Annotated in this window: 21 protein-coding genes and 1 tRNA gene; 14 read left to right on the forward strand and 8 right to left on the reverse strand. The window is 64.5% G+C overall.

Features of this window, described 5'->3' with window-relative positions; all coding sequences use genetic code 11:
• Positions 1 to 20: 20 nt before the first annotated feature.
• The 6 genes from AAFO92_RS17480 to AAFO92_RS17505 all read right to left on the reverse strand — a co-directional run bounded on the left by AAFO92_RS17480 (position 21) and on the right by AAFO92_RS17505 (position 7,044).
• Positions 21 to 1,325, reverse strand: a complete 1,305-nt coding sequence (locus AAFO92_RS17480; RefSeq protein WP_347537284.1) for an FAD-binding oxidoreductase — start codon at positions 1,323 to 1,325, stop codon at positions 21 to 23.
• 46 nt (positions 1,326 to 1,371) lie between these two features.
• Complete coding sequence (locus AAFO92_RS17485; protein WP_347537286.1) at positions 1,372 to 2,733, reverse strand: glutamine synthetase family protein; 1,362 nt, start codon at positions 2,731 to 2,733, stop codon at positions 1,372 to 1,374.
• 3 nt (positions 2,734 to 2,736) lie between these two features.
• Complete coding sequence (locus AAFO92_RS17490; protein WP_347537288.1) at positions 2,737 to 3,417, reverse strand: type 1 glutamine amidotransferase; 681 nt, start codon at positions 3,415 to 3,417, stop codon at positions 2,737 to 2,739.
• 56 nt (positions 3,418 to 3,473) lie between these two features.
• On the reverse strand, positions 3,474 to 4,790 hold the full coding sequence (locus AAFO92_RS17495; RefSeq protein WP_347537290.1) for a glutamine synthetase family protein: 1,317 nt from the start codon (positions 4,788 to 4,790) through the stop codon (positions 3,474 to 3,476).
• 207 nt (positions 4,791 to 4,997) lie between these two features.
• Positions 4,998 to 6,785, reverse strand: a complete 1,788-nt coding sequence (locus AAFO92_RS17500) for an ABC transporter transmembrane domain-containing protein (protein ID WP_347537292.1) — start codon at positions 6,783 to 6,785, stop codon at positions 4,998 to 5,000.
• A gap of 185 nt (positions 6,786 to 6,970) precedes the next feature.
• Positions 6,971 to 7,044, reverse strand: a tRNA-Gly gene (locus AAFO92_RS17505).
• 606 nt (positions 7,045 to 7,650) lie between these two features.
• Between AAFO92_RS17505 and AAFO92_RS17510 the strand changes: the two genes are divergently transcribed.
• The 12 genes from AAFO92_RS17510 (at position 7,651) to AAFO92_RS17565 (ending at position 18,893) form a co-directional block, all read left to right on the forward strand.
• The gene (locus AAFO92_RS17510; protein ID WP_347537294.1) at positions 7,651 to 8,601 is read left to right on the forward strand and encodes an AAA family ATPase; all 951 of its coding nucleotides are present in this window, start codon (positions 7,651 to 7,653) and stop codon (positions 8,599 to 8,601) included.
• Entirely contained in the window at positions 8,598 to 9,509 is a 912-nt protein-coding gene (locus tag AAFO92_RS17515; RefSeq protein ID WP_347537296.1) for a DUF58 domain-containing protein, read from the forward strand. Before AAFO92_RS17510 ends, AAFO92_RS17515 begins: the two co-directional genes overlap by 4 nt.
• Positions 9,506 to 9,880: a hypothetical protein gene (locus AAFO92_RS17520; protein ID WP_347537298.1), complete on the forward strand. Its 375-nt coding sequence runs from the start codon at positions 9,506 to 9,508 to the stop codon at positions 9,878 to 9,880. The genes AAFO92_RS17515 and AAFO92_RS17520 overlap by 4 nt, the downstream gene beginning before the upstream one ends.
• Positions 9,873 to 10,829 (forward strand): VWA domain-containing protein, encoded by a 957-nt coding sequence (locus AAFO92_RS17525; protein WP_347537300.1) that lies wholly within the window; start codon positions 9,873 to 9,875, stop codon positions 10,827 to 10,829. The genes AAFO92_RS17520 and AAFO92_RS17525 overlap by 8 nt, the downstream gene beginning before the upstream one ends.
• Entirely contained in the window at positions 10,826 to 11,728 is a 903-nt protein-coding gene (locus AAFO92_RS17530; RefSeq protein ID WP_347537302.1) for a vWA domain-containing protein, read from the forward strand. The genes AAFO92_RS17525 and AAFO92_RS17530 overlap by 4 nt, the downstream gene beginning before the upstream one ends.
• On the forward strand, positions 11,725 to 12,411 hold the full coding sequence (locus AAFO92_RS17535) for a hypothetical protein (protein WP_347537304.1): 687 nt from the start codon (positions 11,725 to 11,727) through the stop codon (positions 12,409 to 12,411). Before AAFO92_RS17530 ends, AAFO92_RS17535 begins: the two co-directional genes overlap by 4 nt.
• Positions 12,408 to 13,625: a hypothetical protein gene (locus tag AAFO92_RS17540; protein WP_347537305.1), complete on the forward strand. Its 1,218-nt coding sequence runs from the start codon at positions 12,408 to 12,410 to the stop codon at positions 13,623 to 13,625. The genes AAFO92_RS17535 and AAFO92_RS17540 overlap by 4 nt, the downstream gene beginning before the upstream one ends.
• A gap of 80 nt (positions 13,626 to 13,705) precedes the next feature.
• Positions 13,706 to 14,431: a response regulator transcription factor gene (locus AAFO92_RS17545; protein WP_347537307.1), complete on the forward strand. Its 726-nt coding sequence runs from the start codon at positions 13,706 to 13,708 to the stop codon at positions 14,429 to 14,431.
• A 16-nt stretch (positions 14,432 to 14,447) separates the two neighbouring features.
• Entirely contained in the window at positions 14,448 to 15,605 is a 1,158-nt protein-coding gene (locus AAFO92_RS17550; protein ID WP_347537309.1) for an FIST N-terminal domain-containing protein, read from the forward strand.
• The gene (locus AAFO92_RS17555) at positions 15,602 to 17,836 is read left to right on the forward strand and encodes a PAS-domain containing protein (RefSeq protein WP_347537311.1); all 2,235 of its coding nucleotides are present in this window, start codon (positions 15,602 to 15,604) and stop codon (positions 17,834 to 17,836) included. Before AAFO92_RS17550 ends, AAFO92_RS17555 begins: the two co-directional genes overlap by 4 nt.
• Before the next feature lie 44 nt (positions 17,837 to 17,880).
• Positions 17,881 to 18,552: a hypothetical protein gene (locus tag AAFO92_RS17560; RefSeq protein ID WP_347537312.1), complete on the forward strand. Its 672-nt coding sequence runs from the start codon at positions 17,881 to 17,883 to the stop codon at positions 18,550 to 18,552.
• A complete protein-coding gene (locus tag AAFO92_RS17565) occupies positions 18,549 to 18,893 on the forward strand; it encodes a hypothetical protein (RefSeq protein WP_347537314.1) in 345 nt (114 codons plus the stop codon). The genes AAFO92_RS17560 and AAFO92_RS17565 overlap by 4 nt, the downstream gene beginning before the upstream one ends.
• A gap of 105 nt (positions 18,894 to 18,998) precedes the next feature.
• On the opposite strand, the gene AAFO92_RS17570 is transcribed toward AAFO92_RS17565, so the two are convergent.
• Positions 18,999 to 19,808, reverse strand: a complete 810-nt coding sequence (locus AAFO92_RS17570; RefSeq protein WP_347537316.1) for a quinoprotein dehydrogenase-associated SoxYZ-like carrier — start codon at positions 19,806 to 19,808, stop codon at positions 18,999 to 19,001.
• A gap of 143 nt (positions 19,809 to 19,951) precedes the next feature.
• On the opposite strand from AAFO92_RS17570, the gene AAFO92_RS17575 reads away from it, so the two are divergent.
• Together AAFO92_RS17575 and AAFO92_RS17580 are read left to right on the forward strand one after the other, a co-directional pair.
• Positions 19,952 to 20,995, forward strand: coding sequence for a quinoprotein relay system zinc metallohydrolase 2 (locus AAFO92_RS17575; protein WP_347537318.1), 1,044 nt, complete (start codon positions 19,952 to 19,954; stop codon positions 20,993 to 20,995).
• Positions 20,996 to 21,107: 112 nt separating this feature from the next.
• A complete protein-coding gene (locus tag AAFO92_RS17580; protein ID WP_347537320.1) occupies positions 21,108 to 21,446 on the forward strand; it encodes a hypothetical protein in 339 nt (112 codons plus the stop codon).
• Between the two features lie 59 nt (positions 21,447 to 21,505).
• Here the strand turns inward: AAFO92_RS17580 and AAFO92_RS17585 are convergent, their stop codons facing one another.
• Entirely contained in the window at positions 21,506 to 22,135 is a 630-nt protein-coding gene (locus AAFO92_RS17585; RefSeq protein WP_347537321.1) for a hypothetical protein, read from the reverse strand.
• Positions 22,136 to 22,377: the final 242 nt, after the last annotated feature.

The raw sequence follows: 22,377 nt of genomic DNA on the forward strand, positions 1-22,377 counted from the left end.
GTTGTCCGATTGCAGGCGGTTCAGGCGCCAAGCCGGTCGCGCATCGCGTACCAGGTCATTGCCAGCGCCAGCAGCGGGGTGCGCATCAGCGTGCCGCCGGGAAAGGGCGGGGCGGGGATGCGGGCCATGGTGTCGAACCCGTCCGACTGCCCGGCAATGGCCTGCGCCATCAACTGCCCCGCGTGGGTGGCTGAACCGACCCCGTGGCCGGAATAGCCCGAGGCGGTCAGGACATTTGGTGCAAGCCGGGCCAGATACGGCATGCGTTTCATCGTGATACCCAGCGTCCCGCCCCAGGCATAATCGATCCTCGCATCCTTCAGATGCGGGAAAATCCGCAGCATCGGCTTGCGGACCGTGGCGGCGATGTCGGCTGGAAACTTGTAGCCATAGCTTTCCCCGCCGCCGAAAAGCAGCCGCTTGTCATGGGACAGGCGGAAATAATTGACCACGAACTTGGTGTCGGCCACAGCAACGTCGCGGGCCAGCACCTTGTCGGCCTGATCGCCAAGCGGCTCGGTCGCGGCGATGAAATTGTTGATCGGCATCACCCGCGCCGCAACTTTCCGGTCCAAACCGCCCAGATAGCCGTTGCAGGCCAGGATCACGTGGTCGGCCTCGACCTGACCGTGGCCGGTGCGGACAATCGCCCTGGCGCCGGGCCGGATGTCATGTACCTCGGAATTCTCATGGATGCGCACCCCCGCCGCCGCCGCCGCGCGCGCCAGGCCAAGCGCATAGGCCAGCGGGTGCAGATGCGCCGCACCCATGTCCAGCGTCCCGCCGACATAGGCCGGAGAGGGGCAGATCGCCCGCAGCCCGTCACCGTCCAGCACGTCGATCTGGTCATACCCATACCGGTGCTGCAGATGCGCGGCATAGCCATGTTCATCCGCCATATCGCGGTCGGAGAAACAGGCATGCGCGATGCCGGGTTTCAGGTGGCAGTCGATCGCGTGCCGGGCGATCAGGGTTTTTACCAGATCCTTGGCCGCCTCGGCCAATTCCCAGAGCTTGGCGGCATCATCACGTCCAACCAGCTTTTCCAGCCCGTGCTGGTCCATCCGCTGGCCGCTGCCCAGCTGGCCGCCATTGCGCCCGGAGGCGCCGAACCCCACGCGATGCGCATCCAGCAGAACAACATCGCGCCCGGCCTCGGCCAGGTGCAGCGCCGCCGACAGGCCGGTATACCCCGCGCCGATCACGCAGACATCGGCCCGCACCCGGCCCTTCAGCCGATCGAACGGATCTAGCGGCTTGGCGGTGGCGGCATACCAGCTATCGGGGTAGCTGCCCGGGCGGTCATTGGCATAGAGCAGGTTCATCTTTCACTGTTCCAAAAATACTCGAATTCCGGCGGTGCCACCGGGCTCAGACATTCATCAGCAGGTGCTCGCGTTCCCAAGGGGAAATCACCTGCAGGAACTCGTCATATTCGGCGCGTTTCACGATCGAATAGACCCGCGCGAATTCCGGTCCGAGGATCTGGTGCAATTCGGTGGCGCCCTCGAACAGGTCCAGCGCATTGCCCAGCACCTGCGGTATCTCGGCAGGGCCCGCATAGGCGTCGCCCTTGAACTGCTTGCTGGGACGGGTCTCGTTGATCATGCCCAAAAGGCCGCAGGCCAACGACGCAGCAATCGCCAGGTAGGGGTTGCAATCCATGCCGGCCAGCCGGTTTTCGACCCGCCGGGCCTTGGGCCCCGACAGCGGCACCCGGATGCCGGTGGTGCGATTGTCCCGTGCCCAGGCCAGGTTGATGGGGGCGGCGTTGTCCTTCACGTAGCGCCGATAGGAATTCACATATGGCGCCTGCACGGCGATGGCCGCGGGCAGGTATTTCTGCAGCCCGCCGATGAAATGATAGAAGGCATCGGTTTCACCGCCCTGCGGGCCAGAAAAGATGTTCTCGCCGGTATGGATGTCCAGAACCGAATGATGGATGTGCATGGCCGAGCCGGGCTCGTCCGCGATCGGCTTTGCCATGAAGGTGGCAAAGGCGTCATGGCGCAGGGCGGCCTCGCGGATCAGGCGCTTGAAATAGAACACTTCGTCGGCCAGCTTGACCGGATCGCCATGCAGCAGGTTGATTTCCAGTTGGCCGGCGCCGCCTTCCTGGGTGATCCCGTCGATCTCGAACCCCTGATGTTCGGCGAAATCATAGATATCGTCGATGACCGGGCCAAATTCGTCCACGGCGGTCATCGAATAGGCCTGGCGTGCGGCGGCGGGGCGGCCGGACCGGCCCATCATCGGCTTGATCTCATGTGCCGGGTCGATATTGGGGGCGACGATGAAGAACTCCATCTCGGGGGCCACAACCGCTTTCAACCCGCGTTCTGCATAGAGGTCGACCACCCGCTTCAGCACGTTGCGCGGGCTGAAGGGGATGGGCTGGCCCTTGCGGTCCTCGGCGTCGTGAATCACCTGCAGGGTCCAGTCACCGGTCCAGGGTGCGGCGGTGGCCGTGGAAAAGTCGGGGCGCAGGATCATGTCCTTTTCGATAAATCCCTCTTCCTCGTCGGCGGCCTCACCCCAATCGCCAGTGATGGTCTGGTAGAAAATCGAATCCGGCAGGTGGAAATATTCCTGCTTGGCGAATTTCGAGGCAGGGACCGCCTTGCCGCGGGCAATGCCGGGCAGGTCGGCGACGATACATTCAACCTCGTCCAGCCGCCGCCCCTCCAGATAGGTTTGGGCGGCTGTCGGCAGTTTGTCTTTCCAGTCGGCCATTTCTCAGGCTCCTTGCTTGAGGAATTCCGCCATCCGTACGGCGATCTTGTCACTGTCGATGGGCGCGTCCAGTTCCCTTGCCGCCGCGCCGATCAGTTCGTCGGGCACAACCCCCGGCGCGCGGGTTTCCAGCAGCTGGCCGATCATGCGCGCGGTAAATTCGGGATGTGGCTGGATCGTGTAGATCCTGTCGCCATAGAGCAGCGCGGCATTGGCGCAGAAATCCGACGAACCGATCACCTTTGCCCCCGCGGGCGGTTCCGTGACCTGATCCTGGTGCCAGGCGTTGATCGCCATGTCCTGACCTTCGATCTTGTAGGTCGTGCGGCCCACCGACCAGCCGCCGCCGAATTTCTCGACCTTGCCGCCAAGCGCCTGCGCGACGATCTGGTGCCCGAAACACACCCCCACCAGCGGACGGCCGGCGGCATGGATGTCGCGGATCAGGCTTTCAAGCGGCGGGATCCAGTCATGGTCTTCGTAGGCGCCGTGTTTCGAGCCGGTGATGAGCCAGCCGTCGGCGCTCTCGGGGCCGTCGGGAAATTCACCATCGACCACGTCATAGCCCTGAAAGGTGAACCCGTGGCCGCGCAGCATATGCGCGAATACCGCGTCATAGTCACCGCCGAAATCTTCGTGGAATTCGGGGATGGCGTGGCCGGTGATCAGGATGCCGATTTTCATCTGTGGTCTCGTTTTTTGATCAAAAATTTCCAGGTGCGGGTGGGTCGGCGCCGAGGTTAAACCGTTTCCAGGTAGGTTTTCCAGTGTTCGCCGTCGGGGATGGCCGACATCAGGCGCAGTTCCTGCCGTTTCGTCATGACCAGATTGCGGATCAGCATCGGGCTGAAGACCCTGGCGATGAACGGGTCGGCTTCAAACCGGTCGATGGCGGTTTGCCAGTCCGGTGCCAGTTGCGGCAAGTCCTGCTCGTAGGCGTTGCCGGTCAGCGGGGCAGGCGGGTGCAGGCCCTCTTCGATTCCGGTGATCGCCGCGCCGAGGATGGCGGTAAAGATCAGATAGGGGTTCGTGTCACCCCCCGCCACCCGGTGTTCGATCCGCCGCGCGGCAGATGGGCCGCCCGGGATGCGGATCGCGGCGGTGCGGTTCTCATAGGCCCAACCGGCACCGGTGGGCGCATGGGCGCCGGGCACCAGCCGGGTGTAGCTGTTGGCGTGCGGGGCAAAGATCAGGGTCGAGGCCGGCATTGCCGCGACGCAGCCCGCGACCCCGGCCCGCAGCAGGTCCGTACCGGCCGCGCCGCCGTCGTCAAAGATGTTCCGGCCCTCGCCGTCGAGCACCGAAAAATGCAGGTGCATCCCGTTTCCTGCGTCCTCGGCAAAGGGCTTGGCCATGAAGCTGGCGACGAAACCGTGCTGACGCGCCAGCCCCTTGATTAGCGTCTTGAAAGCCCAGGTGTCATCGGCGGCGCGCAAGGCATCCTGATGGTTCAGGGTGATTTCGAACTGGCCGATGCCGGCCTCGCTGGTGGCGGTCTGGGCCGGAATGCCCATGTCCTGGCAGCCCTGGTAGAGCGCGCTGAGGAAAGGATCGAACGCATCCATCTGCGACAGTGACAACACGCCGGGTGAGGTCAGTCTTCTGCCGTTGCGCGGGTCACGCACGGTGCGCAGCTCGTCACCGCTGTCATCGGCAAGTGTGAATTCCAGCTCGGTCGCGGCGATGACGCTCCAGCCACGCCGGGAATAACGCTCCAGCACTGCCGTCAGTGCATGCCTCGGGTCGCCGTCGAACGGTGCCCCGTCATCAAGGTGCATGGCCATCGGCACCAGCGGCTGATCGACCGCGAGCCAGGGCACCGGCATCGGGCCACGTTCGGTCGGCATCAGGATGCCATCCGCGTCGCCGGTTTCAAACACCAGGGGGCTGTTTTCGATATCGGCACCGAAAATATCCACGTTCAACGCCGAAAGCGGCATCCGGATGGCCCCCTTGGCAAGCTTGTCGGCGTAATCGCCGGGGACACGTTTGCCGCGCATCCGCCCGTTCAGGTCGCATGCCGCGACCCGGAAAGTCTGATATGTGCTGAGGTCCATCGTGACCGTCCCGTTCGATTTTGCCGCAGGTTAATGGGTTTTGTATCCCTTGCCAATGAAATTTGATCAAATTTTCGTTGCGCCCTGTAACGATGTTCGAACATGGGGGTTTTGCGTCAGGTGGCCAGCTCGGGGCAGGGCGCAGGGCCGTCCGTCCGGGCGCGGATCAGCGTGCGCGTCAGCCTGCGTGCCGGCTGGCCGTTCGGATCAGGTGCCGGTGAATTGCAGGCGCGCCAGATTGGCGTAAAGCCCGCCCTGCGCCACCAGATCGTCATGGGTGCCTTCGGCGACGATCCGGCCCTGGTCCATCACGATGATCCGGTCGGCTTTCTTGACCGTGGCCAGACGGTGCGCGACGATGATGGTGGTGCGGCTGCGGGCCATCGCATCCACCGCCTGCTGGACCGCGCGCTCGCTTTCGGCATCCAGCGCCGAAGTCGCTTCGTCCAGCAGCAGAACCGGCGCGTCGCGCAGGATGGCGCGCGCGATCGCGATCCGCTGTTTCTGCCCGCCCGAGATCATCACGCCGCGTTCGCCCAGATAGCTGTCATAGCCATCGGGCAGGGTGGTGATGAACTCATGTGCGGCGGCTGCGCGGGCGGCCTCTTCGACCTCGGCATCGGTGGCATCGAGCCTGCCGAAGCGGATGTTTTCGCGGGCCGAGGCGGCAAAGATCACCGGATCCTGCGGCACCAGGGCGATATCGGCGCGGAAGTCGTCGCGTGCCATCTGCGCCAGTGAAATCCCGTCCAGCGAGACCGAGCCCGAATCCGGGTCGTAGAACCGCTGTATCAGCTGCACGATCGTGGTCTTCCCCGCCCCCGACGGGCCTACCAGCGCCACGGTCTCACCGGGCGCGATGGTCAGGTCCAGGTCATGCAGCGCCGGTCGGTCTCGGCGCGAAGGGTAGGCGAAATTCACCCCGTCAAACGAGATTTCGCCCTTGACCGGGCGGGGCAGGGCGACAGGCCGGGCAGGGTCGGTGACCTCATCGGTGGCGTGGAGCAGCTCGACCAGGCGTTCGGTCGCGCCCGCAGCGCGCTGCAGCTCGCCCCAGATTTCCGACAGTGCCGCGACCGCGCCCGCCACCATGATCGAATAGATCACGAATTGTACCAGTGTTCCGGCGCTCATGCCGCCCGCGCGCACATCCCGCGCCCCGATCCAGAGCACGCAGACGACGCCGGTAAACACCAGGAAAATCACGATCACGGTCATCACCGCGCGGGTCCAGATGCGTTTGCGGGCCGCGTCAAAGCTGCGCTCGGTCACCTCGTCGAAACTGGCCCGGCTGGCCCCTTCGTGGGTGAAGGCCTGCACTGTCTGGACGCTCAGCAGCGCCTCGGAGGCATTGCCGGAACTGGCCGCGATCCAGTCCTGGTTTTCCCGGCTGAGCACCCGCAGGCGGCGCCCGAGGGTAAGGATCGGCACGATGATCAGCGGCACGATCAGCAAGACCATCGCCGTCAGCTTGGCCGAGGTAAAAAGCATCAGCACCAGCCCGCCCAGAAAGATCAGCAGGTTGCGCAACGCGATCGAAACCGATGAGCCGATGACGCTGAGAATGAGCGTGGTGTCGGTGGTGATCCGGCTCAGGACCTCGCCGGTCATCAGGCGTTCGAAGAATGCCGGGCTCAGGCCGATCACACGGCCGAAGACCGCTTTGCGGATGTCGGCCACGACGCGCTCTCCCAGCCGTGTGACCAGCGCGTAACGCAGCCCGGTGCCCAGGGCCAGCAACGCGGCAATACCAAGCGCCGCCGTGAAGTAGAGGTCTAGGATAGCACCGTCGGTCGCCCCGAAATTATCCACCACGCGGCGTACCGCCATCGGCAGCACAAGTGACACGCTTGCCGTCAGAACCAGCGCCAGCAGTGCGCCCATGACCAACAGCTTGTAGGGCGCAAGAAAAGGCCAAAGCTGCGATAACGCGCCGACGCGTTTCGATTTCTCGCGGTCGAGTCGCTCTGCACTTTCCGACGCTCTGCGCACCATGAATGTCTTCCCCGGATTTTCGCCCGTGTTTGGCCGTGCGGCCAGCCCGGGTCAAGTGCCAGATCGACGCGGATTACGATCGCCCCGGATTCGCGGCACCGAGGCCCGCCGGAAGCCATGCGCCGGACGACTGCACATCGTCCCATCGGTATCAGGGATTGTCGGAACTGCCAGAGTTTGAAGCTTGGAGCGGGCGGCGGGAATCGAACCCGCGTCATTAGCTTGGAAGGCTAAGGTCTTACCACTACACAACGCCCGCTCAGCAGGATGATCACCTATTTCATCGCTATTCTGACGTCAAGGGTACGAGCAAAATAAGATAGTCGAAATAAGGAGAAACGGCAGCTTTCGGCCCGACGGAGCCCTTTGGCCTCTTTGACCAATGCGGCGGCGCCGCGCGCCATACCGGACCTTCGTTCGTGGTCATTGTTTTGATGTTCAAGAGAGGTGAAAAACGACATTCAGGCTGCTGATCGGCGCGTCCGTCTGGCTCGATCCCGGAATGGGTCCATGCCACCTTCCTTTGCATGACGCGCGTACCAAGATGCTAAGGGACATATCCCCTGACGGAAGCTTTCCGGTTCAACTGGACCAGCAGAGAGTGAAGAAGAGACAGAAAATAACGATTGCCGCCTCTCTTGCGTGAGTATCGTCGCAAGGCCCCATTAGCGCAGGTTTTTCTATAACTCGTGGGTTTTCGCGTGGTCAGTACCACGGAACAGCGCATGTGGCAGGTCGGGTGGGTAACCGGCAATGGCGATCTGTAATGGTGATCTGCCGGACCGGGACCATGGGCTGTGTTTGCGCGACACCGTCTGCGGGTTAGCATGGGCCCTGAAACGGGTTGAGAGCGAAGGGGCAAAGCATGGACGCGGAGAACGGGCGGCACCGGCTGGATCCGCTGCACGGGTATCTGTCTGCCGGGCTTGTGGGCCACGAGGTACTGATCGAACGGCTGCTGATCGGGCTGCTGACCGGTGGTCACCTGCTGATCGAGGGGGCGCCGGGGCTGGCCAAGACCCGCGCCGTCAAGCGGCTGGCCGAGGCGATTGACGGTGGCTTTGCCCGCATCCAGTGCACCCCCGACCTGCTGCCTGCGGATCTGACCGGCACACCGGTGTTTCGGCCGCAGAGCGGAGAGTTCGAATTTGTCGCCGGGCCGGTATTTCACAACCTGGTTCTGGTCGATGAGATCAACCGCGCTCCGCCCAAGGTGCAGTCCGCGCTTCTCGAAGCGATGGCGGAAAACCAGGTGACCAGCGGCAACGAGACCCACGCGCTGCCCGATCCCTTCCTGGTGGTCGCCACACAGAACCCGATCGAGCATGAGGGCACCTTTCCGCTGCCCGAGGCGCAGTTGGACCGGTTCCTGCTGCACCTGTTCCTGGAGCTTCCTAATGTCGAAACCGAGCGGCGCATCCTGGACCTGGTCGAGGCCGAGACGCAGGCGCCGGGCGCTGCGCCGGTCAGGCTGACGCTGGAGGACGTGCGTGCGGCGCGGGCCGAGGCGATGAAAGTGCACCTGTCATCACCACTGCGCGACTATATCGTGCGTCTGGTTACCGCCACCCGCGCGCCGCCCTTTGCCGACGAGATCGACCATGCGATCAGTCCACGCGGATCGCTGGCGCTGGCGGCAACCGCCAAGGCGCGGGCCTGGCTGGACGGGCGCGACCACGCGCTGCCCGAGGATGTCGCCGCCGTGGCCGCGGACGCGCTGTCGCACCGGGTGGTCCTGTCCTGGCGGGCCACATCCGAGGGGCGCACCGCGCGCGCCCTGATCGCGGACGTGCTGGACGCGGTCGAGCCCTTATGAGCGCCGCGCTCGATCATCCGGGGGTCACGCTGCGCGCGGATCACCTGATCGGGCTTCGCGACATTGCCTTGCTGCGTCCGGACCCGCCCGCGCTTTCGGCGCTGCCCGGCGGGCTGGTCAGCCGCAAACGCGGTCAGGGTCAGGAGATTGCGGATGTGCGCGAATATGTCAGCGGCGACGATATCCGCCATCTGGACCGGGGCAGTACGGCCCGTACCGGCGTGCTGCATGTGCGGGCATTCCAGGAGGACCGCGACCGTGTGACCCTGTTGGTGGCCGATTTCCGCCCGCCGATGCTGTGGGGCAGCCGCCGCGCGTTCCGCTCGGTCGCCGCCGCCGAGGCGCTGGCGCTAATCGGTTGGCGCGTCATTCATGAGGGCGGGCGCGTGGGTCTGATCACCCTGGGCGCCGCCCAGCCGGTCGCGGTCCCGGCGCGTGGCCGGGTGCGCGGGATGCTGGCGGTGATCGGCGGCCTGGTCCGGGCCCATGAAATGGCGCTGTTCCGCATGAAAACGGATAACAGCCCCGGACCACCGCTTGACGCCGGCATCGCGCGGGCCGCCCGCGTGGCCGCCAAGGGCGCCGAAATCGTGATTGCCTCCGGCCTTGACGATCCCGGCGCGGACCTGGCCGCGGAGCTGGGGCAGATGGCGCGGCGCACCAGCCCGCGCCTCATTCGGATTGCCGATGCCGCCGACGCGCTGCCGCCGGGGCTCTACCCGGTGCGGCTACCCAATGGCACGCGGCGCCGGTTGCGCGTAGCGGGCAGTTCTGCACCGTCAGCGGCAGAGGCGACCGCAGAGTATCTTGCTGATATCCCGGCACTGACCTTGGACGCCGGGGCCGACCCCGGCGACATGGCCTGGCGGATCAGCGCGGAATACGGACCGCTGGAGGCGCAGCGATGACCGACCGGGCGCTTACCGAAGAGGCCGTGCTGGCCGGGTTGCAGGACATACGCCTGCCGGTTGACGCACCCGGCGGCCTGCTGGCCGACTTTCTGCTGGTGATCGGTCTGGGGCTGTGTCTGGCGCTCTGCCTGGGCACGGTGCTGCGGCTGTTCACAAGTGCACGACAGCGCGCGCGGCGCCCACCCACATTGGCGCAACAGGTCGACGCCTCGAAGGCACTGCCCGAAGAGCAACGCCGGATCATGCTGCTGCATCTGCTGAAGACCGCGCGACCCGAGGCTTTTGCGACCCTCTCGGACAGGCTCTACCATCCCGGTGGCATGCCGGAATCAACGGTATTGGAAGCGGCACTGACGGGCCATGATTGAGCTGAGCGATCCCCTGTTCCTGTTGCTTCTGCCGCTGCCGCTGCTGGCCTGGGCCCTGTTGCCGCCGCGCGCGGCCTACGGCGCGGCGCTGGCGGTTCCCGAACGGATCGGGCGGCGGCTACTGGCCGAGGCGGGGCAGGGTGGGCTTTCGGCCAAACGCATTCCCCTTTTGCCGATTGTCATCTGGGTGCTGCTGGTGCTGGCACTGGCAGGGCCGCGGCAGTTGAGCCCGGTTGCGGCGCTCAAGGTTTCAGGGCGCGACCTGGCGATCGCCATCGACCTGTCCGGCTCGATGGTGCGCGAGGATTTCCACCTGGACGGGCGGCAGGTGACGCGGCTGGAGGCGGTCAAGACCGTGGGCGCGGATTTCGTGCGGCGTCGGGCCGGGGACCGCGTGGCGCTGATCGTTTTCGGGTCAGAGGCCTATTACGCCGCGCCGTTTTCCTTTGACACCGAGGCGATTGCGCAGCGGATCGAGGAGGCGACGATCGGGATTTCAGGGCGGGCCACCAACATGTCGGACGCCTTGGGGCTGGCGCTGAAGCGGCTGGAGGGTTCGCAGGCAAAGGCGCGGGTGGTGATCCTGTTGTCGGATGGCGTGAACAATGCCGGTGCCACGCAACCGCGCGCCGTGGCGCAGCTTGCGGCAGAACTGGGGGTGCGGGTGCACACGATCGCCCTTGGGCCGAAAGACCTTGAAAGCAGCGACCCGGGCGAACGGGGCGTTGTCGATGCGGCGACGCTGCGGGCGGTGTCGGAACTGAGCGGCGGCACCAGCTTCCGGGTGCGCACGACCGAGGATCTGGCAGAGGTGACAGCGGCGCTGGCCCGGCTGGAAGCCACCGACAGTGACGGGCTGGCGGCGGAGCTTTACCGCGAGTTCTGGGTCTGGCCGGCGGCGATGGCGGCTGGGTTGTGCCTGATCTTCGCCTGGAGGCCGGTCGAATGAGCTGGCTTGTGGATCTGACCCTGCTCAGGCCTCTCTGGCTTCTGGCGCTGCCGGCGCTGGCCGTTGCCGCAATTGCCCTTCGCCGCCGGGTGGCGGGGCTGGGCGATTGGCCCCGGGTGATCGATCCGGCGCTATTGCGGGCGTTTGGCGCGCTTGGGCGGATCGAGGCGGGCGGCGCGCGGGCGCCGCATCTGGCCGCGCTGGTCGCGGCGGGGATCGTGACCTTGGCGCTGGCGGGTCCGGCGACTGAACGGCGCGATACGGCAGCGTTCCGCAACATGGACGGCGTGATCTTCGTGTTCGATGCCTCGACCTCGGTCTTCGAGGACGGGCACTGGCCTGCGATGCAGACGATGGGCCGGTTCGGGATCGCGGCGCTTGGCAGCCGCCCGGCGGGCATGGTGGTCTTTGCCGGGGATGCCTATGTCGCGACCGATCTGACCGCCGACACCCGGCAATTGGGTCAAAGCCTGTCGCTGATCGATGCTGACACGGTGCCCGATCCCGGCAGCCGGCCGCATCTGGGGCTGCAGCAGGCGCTGGAGATGATGCGCGGCGCGGAGTTGCTGGCCGCCGATATCGTGCTGGTCAGCGATGGCGCCGGGCTGGGACCGGCGGCGATCAGTGCCGCCGCCGAAATCGCGGCACAGGGCGGAAGGCTGTCGCTGGTCGTGCCCCGGGCCGCGCCCGCGCTACAGAGCCTTGCCGCCACCGGGGGCGGGCAGGTGTTCGGGTTGTCGGATATAGACGCTTTCGCCGCCTATCTCGGCGCGCCGGACCGTACCCGGTTGGAACGGCAGGATTTTCCGCTGCTCTTACGGTTCGATCTGGGGCGGTACCTGCTGATCGCGGCGCTGGTGCCGGTCGCGCTGCTGTTCCGGCGGAGGGCGGTGGGATGAGGCGGGGTCTGATCGCGGCGCTTGGCGTTCTGTGCCTGCTGATCGCGCTGGCCGCAGGCGGGACGGCGCCGATGGGCCGGGTCTTGCTGGGGTTGGGTCTGCCGGGAATCGCGACCGGATTTTTCAGCGATCCGGCTTGGCGCGGTGTGGCGCTTTACCGGGCGGGGGACGCCGAGGGCGCCGCCGAGGCCTTTGCGCAGGCCGGCGCGCAGCTGAACCTGGGCAACGCGCATGTGCGGGCCGGGCGCTATGCGGCGGCGCTGGAGGCCTATGACATCGCCCGGCTGGGCGGTGACGAGCGGGCGGCGGCGAATTTCGATCTGGTTGCCGCCTTTTACGCGGGCCTGGCGCTTGACCCGGAGGCGCCGATCACGTGGTTCACCCAGAAGGACGGTGATGGGCCGGCGGTCGAAGCAGCGGTTGCGCAGGGCAATGCGCGGGCTGCGGGGACGGGCAGCGACACGACCAACAGCGGCGCGCTTCCGGGCCTGCCGGAACTGGCGAGCCATGGGGACGGTCGGGTGCGCAAGGTGTTCGACGACAAGTTCATCGTCGCCAACCGGCGCTGGCTGCAGACCCTTGAGGATGTCCCCGGCGCCTATCTGGCGGCGCGTATCCGCCACGAAAGCAAGCGCCGCAGGACACTTGGCCTGACCCCGCCCGACCCGGAGGATCCGCGATGAAAGCGCTGGTTTTCATATTGCTGATGCTGGCCGGTGCCGCGCTGGCGCAAACCCGCGAGGTCAATCCCGAGGACCTGAGCCTGACGGTCACCATCGAGCAGGGCAACACCACACCTTACCGTCAGGAAATGGTGTTGTTGACCATCCACGGCGTCTATCGCCGCCACATCACGCTGGAAGACCTCGAACAGCCGGACCTGAGCGGGTTCAACTGGATGCAGCTGGGGCAGGATCACTGGTATGAAAGCCGGCTGAACGGCAAGACGGTGAAGAATTTCAAACGCCGGATGGCGCTGTATCCGGATCAGAGCGGTACGCTGACGATTGGACCTTTCGTGCATCACCTGACCCTGACCGACGAAGGGGATGACTGGTTCGCGCACGACGTCCGGTCTGCGCCGATCACCCTGCAGGTCGCGCCCGAGCCGGCGGGGTCGGACTGGTGGTTCCCGGTGCGGCGGCTTGGGATCGACGACCAGTGGTCGAACGCGCCCGATCAGCTGGGCGACGGGGAAGGCGTCTTGCGGGTCATTCGCGTGACCGCCGTGGGCGTGGCCCCCGAGATGATCCCGCCGATGCCGGAGCTGAAATCGCCCAGTGCGATGATTTTCGCCCATCCGGAAAAACGGCTGGTCGAACTGTCGCCGCAGGGGCCGGTTTCGGTGGCGTTCTGGCGCTGGACGGTGCGGCCCACGAACGGCGCGTCAGCCATTCTGGAGCCTCTGACCTTCGACTATTTCGACACGCAGACACGCAAATCGCACCAGGTGACGATCAGCGCGCAACGGATCGCGATGAAGGAGATACCCGCCGCGGCGCCGGGTCTGCAGCCCCCGCAGGAAACGCGTCTTCGTCCGGCAATGCTGGCCGGTGCTGGCCTGGCGGCCCTGTTGGCCGGGCTCGCGGCGATGCTGTCGGGGCGTAGGCTGGGGGGCGTATCGCACGTGTTCTTCGATCCGAGCCGCCGGGCCCTGCGGCGGGCCGCGCGGGCAGGCGAGCTGCCGGCATTGCGGCGTGCGGCGGCGCAGCTGATGCGGCAGGAGGGGGTGGACGGCACGCGCGCGGAGCTGCTGCAGGAGCTGGACAACGCGATTTTCGGCCGGGTTCCGGCCAGAAACTTCGACCCGAGGCAGTTCGCCCGGCGTTTCCTCGCGCGCCAGCGCGACAGAAAGCCGCCCGGCCTTCCGTCACCGCCGACGAAAAAACAGCCCTGAAAGCGGGAAATTGCCATCCTGCGCGGTTGTATTGCGAAATCCGGCGGATTTTTGCTAACCTCCTGACGGGAGGAAGTTTCATGAAACATGATCCGGTGGGGCATAGCCCCGGCCGCTTTGACGATGTGCTGGTGATCGACGACCATCCGCTCTATTGCGATGCGCTTGCGTCGACCCTTCGGCACAGCTTTCAGGAATGCCGGATCAAGACGGCATCGACGTTGACCGAAGGAATGCGGAGCCTTGGCCCGAGTTTCGATCCGGATCTTGTGATTCTGGACCTCAAGCTGCCCGATGTGACCGGGCTGAGTGGATTTATGCAATTGCGCGACCGGTTGCCGGGTACACCGATCCTGGTGATCTCGTCGCTGACCTCGGGGGATGTAATCGAGGCGCTGATGGAGGCGGGTGCCGTGGGATTCGTGCCCAAGGACGCGTCGACGCAGATCTTGCAATCGGCCTTTACCGAGCTTCTTGCTGGGCGGAAATTTCTGCCCCCCGGCTACCAGCGCGCGCCGCACCCGGCGCGGTATTCGGTGGACATGAAGAACATCAACGAAAAGATCGCCGCGCTGACGCCGCAGCAGGCGCGGATCATGAAGCTGATCTGCGCCGGCAAGCCCAACAAGCAGATCGCCTATGAATTGTCGCTGGCCGAGGCGACGGTGAAAGCCCATATCACCGCGCTGCTGCGCCGGCTTGGCGTGCAGAACCGGACCCAGGCGGCAGTGCTGGTCGAGAGCGTGAGCCTGGAAAGCGCGATCGAAGCAGATATGGGCGAAACAGACGACCCGCCCGACGCGTGACCCGGGGGAAAAGGTGATGCTCAATGTTCTGAACACCTCTTCCGCGATTGCCGTTGCGGTTTCGCATGAGGCCGATCCGTCCGATGCGGTTCGGGACATGGCGCACCAGATTGATGCCGATGAGGCTTGTTTCATGCTGGCTTTCGTGCCCGGCAGCATCGACCGCGAAGGTGTTGCCGCGGCGCTGGAAACGCAGTTCCAGGGATTGCCCATTCATGGTTGCACCACGGCGGGGCAGATCACGCCGAACGGGTATGAATCCGATGCGTTTCTGATGATCGCGTTTTCCAAGCGTCATTTCCGCTGCGCGACGAAGTTGGTATCGCCGCTCAAGCCGTTGCCGATCAAGCAGCTTGCGTCGGATCTGAGCAAATTGTCGATGCAGTTCCGGAAAACCGCGAATTGGAACCGCCTGGCCCTGACCTTCAGCGATGGATTGTCAAAACAGGAGGACATGCTGGTGACAGCGCTGGAAACCGGACTGGGCGAGATGCCGGTTTTCGGCGGATCGGCGGGCGACGCGCTGGAATTTCGCGACACCGCGGTGCTGCATGGCGGCGCCTTCCACAGCAACGCGGCGCTGGTGCTGCTGCTGGAAACCGATCTGGAATTCACCGGGCTGGGTTTCGACCATTTCCTGCCCACCGATCACCAGATGGTGGTGACAGGCGCCGTCCCCGAGGAGCGGCTGGTGCTTGAGATCAACGGCAGCCCGGCGGCGGCGGAATATGCGCGCCTGGTCGGCGTTTCGGTCGGGGATCTGTCGCCCCAGGTCTTTGCCGAGAACCCGGTTCTGGTGCGCAACAACGCGCTCTATCACGTGCGCGCCATACAGGAGGTGCAGGCGGGCGGCGCGCTGTCCTTCTTTTCGGCGATCGACGACGGGCTGTTGCTGACGCTGGGGCGCGGCAAGGAAATTCTGCGCACGCTGAATGCCGGGCTGGACGTGAAAAGCGCCCGCGGCAAACCGCCCGATTTCATCCTTGGGTTCGACTGTTTCCTGCGCAAGCTCGAGATCGACCAGAAACAGATCACCGATGCGGTTTCGGACGCGCTGCGCCAGCGCCGGGTGCTGGGGTTCAACACCTACGGCGAACAGCATTGCGGTGTGCATGTGAACCAGACCTTCGTGGGCGTGGCCTTTTTTGAACCCAGAAAGCAGGCGCTGCATTGATCGACCCGAACGACCCGCTCGACGTACAGGTGGCCAAACAGGCCAAGATCATCGACGCGCTGGTGCGCCGCGCGGGGCGCCAGCACGAGGTCGGGCACTCGGCCTATGCGGCGTTCCAGTCGGCGATCTCGCTTCAGGAGCAGGTCTGGGCCAAGACGCGCGATCTGGAGCGCGCCTCGAACGAGCTGGAACTGGTCCGTTTCGACCGCGAGCAGACCCAGAAGAACCTGGCCGACGCGCTTTCAGTGATGGAGGGCGGGTTTGCGCTTTTTACCGATGGCAAGCTGCAGGTCTGCAACGACCTCTTCAAGACCCTCCTGCCGGATATCAGCGGCGTCATCCTGCCCGGGTTGACAGTGGACGCCTATTTCGACGGGCTGGAAAACAGCGCTCAGACCGTGCGCGGGGACACGCATACCCATGACAAGTTCGCCGAGGCACGGCATGGGCCGACTGGGGAATCGCTTCATACATTCGTGCTGGAACTGAAGGATGACCGCTGGTTCCAGATCAGCCAGCAGCGCACCAGTTCGGACAATGTGATCATCCTGCAGACCGAAATTACCGATATCGTGCGCAAGAACCGGTCCGAGCGCGACGACCTGATCGACATGCAGGCGCATTACCTGCAGGCGGCGTTCGACCATATGAGCCTTGGCATCTGCACGTTCTCGCGCGACGGCACCGTGATGATCCACAACGACCGCTTCCGCGAGCTTCTGGGGTTGCCGTATATCCTGCTGCAGAAGGGCACCAATTTTTCCCAGATCTGGGAATTCATCGAAAACAACTACCTGATCTCGATTTCCGACCTGCAGGGCGTCCGGGACTGGATGACCCGGCTGCGCACCGATGGCCAGCTGCGCGAACGGCTGCGCCACGCCAGCGGGCGGGTTCTGGACCTCCATGTGCACCGGCTGCCCGATGGCGGGTTTCTGGTGGACATCAAGGACGTGACGCTGGAATCGCGCACCACCCAGCTACTTGAGAAACGGGTCAAGGCGCGGACCTCGGAGCTGACCGAGGCCAACCGCCGCCTGACCCGGCAATACGAGGAACAGGCCAGGGTCGAGGAAGAGCTGCGCCTGGCCAAGGAAGCGGCCGAGGCGGCGGTCTCGTCAAAGACGCGCTTCCTTGCCGCCGCCAGCCACGACCTCTTGCAGCCGATCAACGCCGCCAAGCTTCTGATATCCACGCTGGGTGACATGGCGCGCGGATCGGAGTTGGAAACCATGATCGAGCGGCTGGATGGTTCGTTCAACTCGATGGAAACGCTGCTGCACGCGCTGCTGGACATCTCACGGCTGGAAAGCACCGGCAGCGGGCTTTCGCCCAGCGAGTTCTGCCTTGGCACGATGATGCGCACCGTGATCGAGGACCAGGCGCCGATCGCCGCGAAGAAGGGCGTGAAGCTTGACGTTGTGCCAAGCTCTGTCTGGGTGCGCAGTGACCAGCGTTACCTTCTCCGGTCGATCCAGAATCTGGTGGTCAACGCGATCCAGTATACCGAGAACGGGCGCGTGCTGGTGGGCTGCCGACGGCGGGGCAAGTCGGTGGTGCTTGAGGTCTGGGATACCGGCATCGGGATTTCGCACAAGGATCAGAAACGCATCTTTGATGAGTTCACGCGCGCCGAAAACGTACCTGCGGGCACCGGTATGGGGCTGGGCCTGTCGATCGTCGACCGTACCTGCCGCCATCTGGGGCATGAGGTGGGGGTCCGCTCGAAACCCGGGGTTGGTTCGGTCTTTTCGATCGAGATCGAAACCGTGTCGCAGCGCCCGCCGGTCGCGATGCCTGAACTACCGCTCAGGAACGTGTCCGAGACCGAGCTGGACCTGATCGTTCTGGTTATCGAAAACGAACCCGATGTGCTGTTTGCCACGGTGCAGAAGCTGGAAAGCTGGGGCGCCAGCGTGCTGGGCACCCGGTCGACCCCCGAGGCGCTGGCAGCGGTGCGCGACCTTGGCATGGCACCCGACATCATCCTTGCCGATTACCAACTGGACGGCGCCGATACCGGCATCGAGTCGATCCGGCAGGTGCGCCGGGAAACCGGCACCCATGTGCCCGCGATCATGATCACTGCCGATCGCCGCGTCGCGCTTGTGCGGGCAGGGGCCGAAGAGGACTTCACCGTGCTGACCAAACCGGTGCAGCTGTCGCGCCTGCGCCCGCTGATCGACTGGAAGACCCGTGCCATGGCGGCCACCGACAAAAGTATCGCATGACACTGCCGGGCATTGTACTACGCTGTGCTGCGGGAGGAATATCCATGCGCAAGCTTTTGATCTGCCTGGTCGCGGCAATGACGGTTCTGACGGCCCAATCGCGGGCCGGAAACGATGGGGCGCTGCCCTATGATCTGCTGTTCAAGACCGGCACGCTGGACGATTTTCCGGCAGATAGCACGCTGGTCTACACCCGCGACGTGGTCAACACGCTCAAGCCCGAGGCCGCCGAGCGGGATACCGGCCAGATCGAACTGGGCTTCGCGGCGGGCGACCCGCCACAGGCCCGGCTGAAATTCACCCAAGGCGGCAAGTACCGCAACCTGGGCGCATTTCCCGCCCGGGTCGGCAACCCGATCATCCTCTATTTCGTGGAAACGGTCATTCGCGACATGGCGGAGACCGCCGGGGGCAGCCCGTTCTACATCCGCAACCGTGTCAAGGAATCGCTGGTCGAACCGGGCCAGATGGACGCGGGCGAAATCGTGTTCGACGGCGCGACCGTGGCCAGCCATACGGTCGCGATCAGACCGTTCGAAGGCGATCCCAACAGCGACCGGATGCAGGGTTTCGGCGCCCTCATACTCGAGGTAACGATGTCCGAGGCGGTGCCCGGCTGGTATCACGTTCTGCGCGCCCATGTGCCGGGCCCCGATGGCAGACCGCCGGTCTATTCATCGACCCTGACGTTCAAGACCACGCAGGCGGCGCAATGAGGGCGGCGCTTGCGGCACTCTTGCTGACCGCCGGGGCGCTATCGGCGCAGGAGGCACCCGGTGCCCTGAACGATTATCCCACCGCCGCGCGGGCCGATTACGTGTTCGCCTGCATGGCCAGCAATGGTCAGAGCCGGGACATACTGGAAAAATGCGCCTGTTCGATCGACGTCATCGCCTCGTTGCTGCCCTACGAGAAATACGTGCAGGCGGAAACGGTTCTGTCGCTGCGCCTGACCGGAGGCGAGCGCATGGCGGTATTCCGCTCGGCCGCCTCGGCCAACGCGCTTGTCGCCGATCTCAGGCGGGCACAGGCGGAATCGGAAATTCTCTGTTTCTAGAGTGGGGGCGAAAGCCGGGGCCGCATTTTGCCTCAGACATCGCGCCCACCAACACGCCAGGGCATCGGCTCTGGTCAAAAGCAGCGCGGCGATGCGTTGACCCGGTCAGGTCTGACCGCTCTTGGGCAGAACCTGTTCGAACACGTTGCCCTCGGTATCGGTTGCCCGCACCTGCAGGGTTTCAGCCCCGTTGTCATTATATTCGAACCGGAAGACCGGGTTTTCGCTGATCGAAATCCCGCCCTCCAGCCGGAACAGCAAATCGTCGCCCTGGTGCACCTCGAGCGTGTTGATGAAATGGGCGTTGATGAACAGCTGCGTGATCTGATCCCGCTGCAGCCCCGAATAGTTGGGGTGGCGGATCATGATCTGTGCCTCGCGCCGGGGGGTCGACATCTTGGGCTCTTTGTCAAAATGCTTGAGCCGCATCTGACCCATTCCCGCCAGCGCCTGCTCGGGGTCTCTGGAGGCCGGGGCCGAACAGCCGCCCGACGCCTTGACGAACCGGCCATTCATGAACTTGCCCTGATCGGTGTCTGCGATGATGCGGATGTTGGAATACTGATCGACCCGCACACGCACCTCCATGTTCAGCGGCGCCATCGCCGGGCCGAACGTCATGTCGGCGGCCATCGGTGCGGGGTTTTCGTCAACGACGACAGTGGCCTTTTCGATCCGCAGGGCCGGGTCGGTTTGCCGGATCACCACGGGCACTGTGGCGGCATCATGGGCGCGATAGGGGGCATCGACCTCGAACAGGGCGGTGCCGTCGGCGACCTCGGCATCGCCCACGATATCACCGCGCAGACCCTGCCAGCTTTCGCTGTCGGTCAGCGGGTTCTTGTGCGTGGAGTCGGTTGCCAGCGCCGGTCCGGACAAAAGCGCCGCAAGCAGCGTGAATCTTATCAATTTCATGCCGTTTCCTTCCGCTTTGCGCGTTTTCATGCATGTTTATGCCACAAAAACGGGTAAAAAACACTAGGCCAATGGTCTGTCTGGATCACAATCCCGTGCCGGGGCAGGGTTCAGACCGGTGGAACTCAATGGGATGTCCGCGCATGTACGAAGCCATCCTGACCCTGTGTCTGATTGCCGGCCAGGACTGCCGCCCGGTTCTGCTGCCGGGATATGAGGCGCCCGATCTGGCGGCGTGCCAGAAGCTGCTGGACGAGGCGCCGCCGGTGCTGGAAGGGCGGTTTGCCGGGCTTGAGGCCAAGGGCGGCCCGGAATGCCGCGCAGCGGGCGTGGCGCTGGACTTTACCGAAGTGTCGCCGGGTGTCTTTGTGCATATGGGGGCCATTGCCGAGCCCGACCTCGGCAATGCCGGGGACGTCGCGAACCTGGGTTTCGTGATCGGCGACCGTTCGGTCGCGGTGATCGACAGCGGCAGCGCCCGCTGGATGGGCGAGGCGGCGTGGCGCGCAATACGTGCCCGTACGGACCTGCCGGTCAGCCATGCGATCCTTACGCACATGCATCCCGATCACACCCTGGGTGCCAGCGTCTTTGCCGAGGCAGGCGCAGATATAACCGGCCATGCGGGGCTGGACCGGGCGCTTGCGGACCGGCGCGAAAACTACCTGGAAAGCTTGTCCGTACTGATCGGTCCGGAACGTTTCATCGGCACCGATACGGTGGCAACCGATCTAGCCGTGGCGGACGGGGCCGAGATTGACCTGGGCGGGCGGGTCCTAGCCCTGCGTGCCTGGCGCCGGTCGCATACCGGAACCGACCTGACCGTTTTCGACCCGGCCAGCGGTATCCTGTTTGCCGGCGATCTGGTGTTTCACCGGCACACGCCTGCGCTGGATGGCTCCCTGCGCGGCTGGCAGGAGGTGCTGCAGGAGATGGCGGGGCTGCCGGTAAGCCGGGTGGTGCCCGGTCATGGCGGCCCGCTGCTGGATTGGCCGCAGGGCGCCCAGCCCATGCTGCGCTACCTTGGCGTGCTGGCCGCGGACACGCGCGCGGCCATCGACGCGGGCCAAAGGATGGGGGAGGCGATCGAGACCATCGCTGCCTCGGAACGGTCCCACTGGGAACTGTTCGAAAGCTACAATCCACGCAACGCCACCGTCGCGTTTACCGAGCTTGAATGGGAGTGATCCCCGGAAAATCCCACTACGGCGCAATGACCGCATTGAGCCCAAAGCAGACTATGTCTTGCCATCAGTTATGGCGTTGCATCTGAGTTGAGCCTTGACTTAGAAGCAATGAATGACAAACCCACTTTCCTTTAACGTTACCAATGACAACGGCTCATTACTCTGCCCAGTTTGCGGCTTTCCAGATTATGCACAATCTCCGGCTTATACTAAGAACGGTGGAGAAATTGGCGTAACGATTTGCCCTTGCTGTCTTTGGGAGCCTGGCTTTGACGACTGTCCAGCAGCGTCAGCGCGTGCCAAGGAAACAATCATCGCTTCTGTCAAAGCGTACCGAAGCAGTTGGGCCGTGACAAAACAATGGCAGGGCAAACGCGACCGAATGCCGGAAGACTTCGACAGCGCAGATCAGTTGGCGAAGTTGCTGGAGATTGCACCCAACCTTAAATGACTGCGAACGGCAGCTTTGTCCGCCTAGCTGCCGTTAGACCAATTCATCAAATTACCGACCTATTCTGCCGTCATGGCCGCCTGCAACAGTTGCGCGATGGCGTAGAGACGCTTTTCGATCAGCACCGGTGATTCACAGACATAGGTGAGCGAGCGGGCGCGATCGGTATAGATGCGTTCGTCCCAGTCAAGCTGCTCCTCCAGCGCGTCGACCTGGTCGAAATCGGGGCTGTCGGCGGCCATCAGTTCATCCATTCTGGCCCGTGTGTCATCAATCTTTTCGGCCAGCGCGATCTGCTTCAGCGAATAGTCCCCGATCCCCGTCATCAGCTTCCGCCTTGTGCCGGCCAGCGTGTTGAAAGCCTTGGAAAAGACGTGACTCAGCAATGTCACCTGATGTCCGTGCGTCTCGGCGAAGGCCGCGACATCGGGGGCCAGTTCCTCGACCGGGATGCGGCGCAGCACCAGGCGGCTGACAAGGGTGTCGACCGATTGCTGAATGTCGGAGGGCAGATCAACCGGCTCGACCGGGTAGGGCCACATCAGGCCGACCGACAGGTTCTCAACCTTGCGCTGAATGCAGGGCCAGGTCGGATCGGAGAAGTCGGCGGCCCGGACCGCGACGGGCGGCAGGCTCAGACAAGTGGCCAGAACGGCACACAGCAAGGGGTATCGGACAGCTGATCTCATGCCGTGATCTTAGCGGAGTGCGAATGAGAGTCTACGCATCCGAATACCAACCAAGGTCTCAATTGTCCGGTCGAGGTACCGGCCTATACTTTTGGTTGAAAAGCCCGGGTAAGACCGGAGGGAGGACCTATATCATGCGGACGAGAGCTGCGGTTGCCGTTGAAGCGGGCAAGCCGATGGAAATCATGGAGGTGAACCTTGACGGCCCGAAGGCGGGCGAGGTTCTGGTCGAGATCAAGGCG

It is taken from the genome of Roseovarius sp. CAU 1744, assembly GCF_039839345.1.
Taxonomy (GTDB): Bacteria; Pseudomonadota; Alphaproteobacteria; order Rhodobacterales; family Rhodobacteraceae; genus Roseovarius.

Excerpts from the sequence above, each read along its gene's own strand:
- AAFO92_RS17480 (WP_347537284.1), bottom strand. The coding sequence starts at position 1,325 with ATGAACCTGCTCTATGCCAATGACCGCCCGGGCAGCTACCCCGATAGC.
- AAFO92_RS17485 (WP_347537286.1), bottom strand. The coding sequence starts at position 2,733 with ATGGCCGACTGGAAAGACAAACTGCCGACAGCCGCCCAAACCTATCTG.
- AAFO92_RS17490 (WP_347537288.1), bottom strand. The coding sequence starts at position 3,417 with ATGAAAATCGGCATCCTGATCACCGGCCACGCCATCCCCGAATTCCAC.
- AAFO92_RS17495 (WP_347537290.1), bottom strand. The coding sequence starts at position 4,790 with ATGGACCTCAGCACATATCAGACTTTCCGGGTCGCGGCATGCGACCTG.
- AAFO92_RS17500 (WP_347537292.1), bottom strand. The coding sequence starts at position 6,785 with ATGGTGCGCAGAGCGTCGGAAAGTGCAGAGCGACTCGACCGCGAGAAA.
- AAFO92_RS17510 (WP_347537294.1), top strand. The coding sequence starts at position 7,651 with ATGGACGCGGAGAACGGGCGGCACCGGCTGGATCCGCTGCACGGGTAT.
- AAFO92_RS17515 (WP_347537296.1), top strand. The coding sequence starts at position 8,598 with ATGAGCGCCGCGCTCGATCATCCGGGGGTCACGCTGCGCGCGGATCAC.
- AAFO92_RS17520 (WP_347537298.1), top strand. The coding sequence starts at position 9,506 with ATGACCGACCGGGCGCTTACCGAAGAGGCCGTGCTGGCCGGGTTGCAG.
- AAFO92_RS17525 (WP_347537300.1), top strand. The coding sequence starts at position 9,873 with ATGATTGAGCTGAGCGATCCCCTGTTCCTGTTGCTTCTGCCGCTGCCG.
- AAFO92_RS17530 (WP_347537302.1), top strand. The coding sequence starts at position 10,826 with ATGAGCTGGCTTGTGGATCTGACCCTGCTCAGGCCTCTCTGGCTTCTG.
- AAFO92_RS17535 (WP_347537304.1), top strand. The coding sequence starts at position 11,725 with ATGAGGCGGGGTCTGATCGCGGCGCTTGGCGTTCTGTGCCTGCTGATC.
- AAFO92_RS17540 (WP_347537305.1), top strand. The coding sequence starts at position 12,408 with ATGAAAGCGCTGGTTTTCATATTGCTGATGCTGGCCGGTGCCGCGCTG.
- AAFO92_RS17545 (WP_347537307.1), top strand. The coding sequence starts at position 13,706 with ATGAAACATGATCCGGTGGGGCATAGCCCCGGCCGCTTTGACGATGTG.
- AAFO92_RS17550 (WP_347537309.1), top strand. The coding sequence starts at position 14,448 with ATGCTCAATGTTCTGAACACCTCTTCCGCGATTGCCGTTGCGGTTTCG.
- AAFO92_RS17560 (WP_347537312.1), top strand. The coding sequence starts at position 17,881 with ATGCGCAAGCTTTTGATCTGCCTGGTCGCGGCAATGACGGTTCTGACG.
- AAFO92_RS17565 (WP_347537314.1), top strand. The coding sequence starts at position 18,549 with ATGAGGGCGGCGCTTGCGGCACTCTTGCTGACCGCCGGGGCGCTATCG.
- AAFO92_RS17570 (WP_347537316.1), bottom strand. The coding sequence starts at position 19,808 with ATGAAATTGATAAGATTCACGCTGCTTGCGGCGCTTTTGTCCGGACCG.
- AAFO92_RS17575 (WP_347537318.1), top strand. The coding sequence starts at position 19,952 with ATGTACGAAGCCATCCTGACCCTGTGTCTGATTGCCGGCCAGGACTGC.
- AAFO92_RS17580 (WP_347537320.1), top strand. The coding sequence starts at position 21,108 with ATGACAAACCCACTTTCCTTTAACGTTACCAATGACAACGGCTCATTA.
- AAFO92_RS17585 (WP_347537321.1), bottom strand. The coding sequence starts at position 22,135 with ATGAGATCAGCTGTCCGATACCCCTTGCTGTGTGCCGTTCTGGCCACT.